The organism is Dolichospermum sp. LEGE 00246, assembly GCF_015207865.1.
GTDB lineage: Bacteria > Cyanobacteriota > Cyanobacteriia > Cyanobacteriales > Nostocaceae > Dolichospermum > Dolichospermum heterosporum.
In genome coordinates this window covers 1-2,717 of the sequence record NZ_JADEWA010000592.1, presented here as the reverse complement: position 1 = coordinate 2,717, position 2,717 = coordinate 1, and the positions used below count along the sequence as shown (strand labels likewise).

At 34.4% G+C, this 2,717-nt stretch carries 4 protein-coding genes and 1 pseudogene; 2 read left to right on the top strand and 3 right to left on the bottom strand.

What is annotated here, in order from left to right; translation table 11 throughout:
- A pseudogene (locus IQ228_RS24425) lies at positions 1-442 on the bottom strand (restriction endonuclease); the annotation flags it as partial.
- A gap of 84 nt (positions 443-526) precedes the next feature.
- Between IQ228_RS24425 and IQ228_RS24420 the strand changes: the two are divergent.
- Together IQ228_RS24420 and IQ228_RS24415 are read left to right on the top strand one after the other, a co-directional pair.
- On the top strand, positions 527-1,225 hold the full coding sequence (locus IQ228_RS24420) for a Uma2 family endonuclease (protein ID WP_193964751.1): 699 nt from the start codon (positions 527-529) through the stop codon (positions 1,223-1,225).
- A 65-nt stretch (positions 1,226-1,290) separates the two neighbouring features.
- Positions 1,291-1,875 (top strand): Uma2 family endonuclease, encoded by a 585-nt coding sequence (locus IQ228_RS24415; RefSeq protein ID WP_193964750.1) that lies wholly within the window; start codon positions 1,291-1,293, stop codon positions 1,873-1,875.
- Positions 1,876-1,939: 64 nt separating this feature from the next.
- On the opposite strand, the gene IQ228_RS24410 is transcribed toward IQ228_RS24415, so the two are convergent.
- Together IQ228_RS24410 and IQ228_RS24405 are read right to left on the bottom strand one after the other, a co-directional pair.
- Positions 1,940-2,230, bottom strand: coding sequence for a type II toxin-antitoxin system RelE/ParE family toxin (locus tag IQ228_RS24410; RefSeq protein WP_193964749.1), 291 nt, complete (start codon positions 2,228-2,230; stop codon positions 1,940-1,942).
- Between the two features lie 10 nt (positions 2,231-2,240).
- The gene (locus IQ228_RS24405) at positions 2,241-2,471 is read right to left on the bottom strand and encodes an addiction module protein (protein WP_193964748.1); all 231 of its coding nucleotides are present in this window, start codon (positions 2,469-2,471) and stop codon (positions 2,241-2,243) included.
- Positions 2,472-2,717 lie beyond the last annotated feature (246 nt).

Genomic DNA, 2,717 nt, shown 5'->3' with positions numbered 1-2,717 from the left:
TAATAGCATGAGTAAAATTCTGGGTATAAGTATTAAAAAGTGGTAAATTATTTTCTGTAATACTTCCAATAAAGCTTTCATTCTGTAAACAATAATCTGCTTTAATCCCTCTATTTTTTAAGGCTTGACAACAGTGATTAAGACATTCTTGCAGCGAGGGTATAAAGCTTGCTTCTACTTCATAAGCTGTGATAAAACAACTTTCAACTTGATTAGAATTTGTCAATAATCGCTCTACAAAAGCAGCAGTTAAAGACCCAAAACCAGCACCAGGATCTAGTAAATTAATATGACCTGATAAATTGTTAAATTGTCCTGCCATCAATCTCGCAACTGTCGCAGGAGTCATAAATTGACCCAATTCACTTCTTTGTTTTGGGTTTAATTTTGCCGATAAATTAAATCTATTTATATCTGTGGAGTCTGTCAAGAAAGTTGTCATGTTATAGACAATAAAATTAGATAATGAAAATTGTGAATAATTTGCTATGATACACTCAGGGCTTTATTACTTATTACAAAAACTATGGTAAAAATACCCTTTCTGGCTTCAACAATTCCTCCTTTAACAAACGGGGATAAACTCACCCGTTATGAATTTGAACGGCGATATAATACAACATCTAAACCTAAAAAAGCTGAATTAATTGAAGGAATTGTTTATATTATGCCCGCTGCTCTGCGTTTTAGAAGTCATGGACAACCTCATGGTCGCATCTTAACATGGATTGGTAATTATGAAGTTTTAACTCCTGGTGTGGCATTAGGAGTTGAACCTACAGTCCGGCTAGATTTAGATAATGAACCTCAACCTGATGCAATTCTAATTATTATACCAGAAGCAGGTGGACAAACTCGAATTAGTGAGGACGATTATATTGAAGGTGCGCCGGAGTTGGTGGTAGAAATTGCTGCTAGTAGTGCAGCTATTGACCTACATGGCAAAAAACAAGCTTATCGTCGCAATGGAGTCAAAGAATATATTGTTTGGCAAGTTTTAGACCAAAAATTGAGTTGGTTTTCCTTAGAAGAAGGTGAATATTTAGAATTAGCACCTAATGAAGAGGGAGTTTTACAAAGTCGGGTATTTCCAGGTTTATGGTTAGCGGTAAATGAATTATTAATAGGTAATATGCAAGTTGTTTTGAATGTTTTACAAGCTGGTTTACAGTCTGTAGAACACGCAGATTTTATAGAGAAATTAGGTGATTTGAAAAGCGATTAGAAATCACGGTTCTACATAGGAATTTAAGATACAATAGATTCAATCTCTAAACTTGGGTTTAAATTATGATAACTACACTCATTGAACGAGAAGCAGAACCGATTTTAATTAGCGACTTAACCTGGAGAGAATTTAAAGCTGTTGAACAGCTAATTGAGCGCCCAGGGTTAAGGTTATCCTTTTTAGATGGAGTCTTGGAGATTCGGAAAATGCCAGGGAAAAAACACGAAACTATCAAAGAACGTATTGGGGCTTTACTAGAAATTTATTTAGAATTTTTGGAATTAGATTTTACTCCTACTGGTTCTGTCACCTTAGAAAATGAATTTGAAAAGGTTAAAAAAGAAGGCGATAAATCTTATGAATTGGGAGCAAATAGAAAACGTCCTGATTTAGTGATTGAGGTGGTTGTTAGTAGTGGAGGAATTGAGAAACTGGAAGCATACAAACGGTTACAAATTCCTGAAGTTTGGTTTTGGATTAATGATGAATTATTATTTTATAGTTTAGGAAATGAGGGATATAAAGCTGTTAGTAAATCGCAACTTTTACCGAGTTTAGATGTGGCTTTATTGATGCGTTGTATTAATATAGAAAATCATGCTCAATCGCTGCGGGAATTTAGAGCAGGGATAAAAATAACAGGATAGGAAAAAAATGTAGGAACTTTTACTCAAGATTATACCTTTGCTAACTTTGATGTGATAGTTGCCATTAAATCCGATCTTGCCAATATTTTGGTTTACGAGTACAGTGCATAACCGCTACAATTAAAATGTATTCATCTTCTATGGTGTAGAGTATTCCATAGGGAAATTTACGTACTAAACACCGACGAATATCTTCATCTGTAACTGGATAGCGTTTAGGTGATTCAATAATTCGGAAAATGGCATCTTCAACAGCGTTGATAAAATTTTGTGCTATTTCAATTTCATTTTCTGCATAAAATTGGACTGCTTCTGAGTATTCTGTTAATGCAGCAGGATGAAAGTTATATTTCATTTTTCATTTTTCATTTTTCTAAAATTTGTCTGATTTGGGCTAAAGCTATTTCTCCAGAAATTGGCTCAACGGTATGATTCCGTATTTCATCTCTGCGTTTTTTAGCTTCTGTGTTCCAACTCTTTTGGATATTTTGATCAATATCAGATTCTAGACTTTCAATTAGTTTTTCTACTAAAAATACTCTGGTAGCATTGGGTAAAGACAAGGCTTCCTGAATTAATTCTTCAACTGATAGCATAATTATTTATACTCTTGTGTAAATTGAATTGAGAATAGGCACAAAGAAAGACTTTATCCACAAGCTATTTTATCATTCTTTCTGTGGAAATGTCATATTGACAATGACTGTGTTTCTACATTATCTTGCATTGACTAAATTGCATCGTGTATTTCTCTAGTGCAACCGTTTTACAGCGGTTTCCGCTCTTATGAGGTACATCTTAGCCCCCTCATCGCTTGCGGGGAGGGGGTTGTCTCTTATACA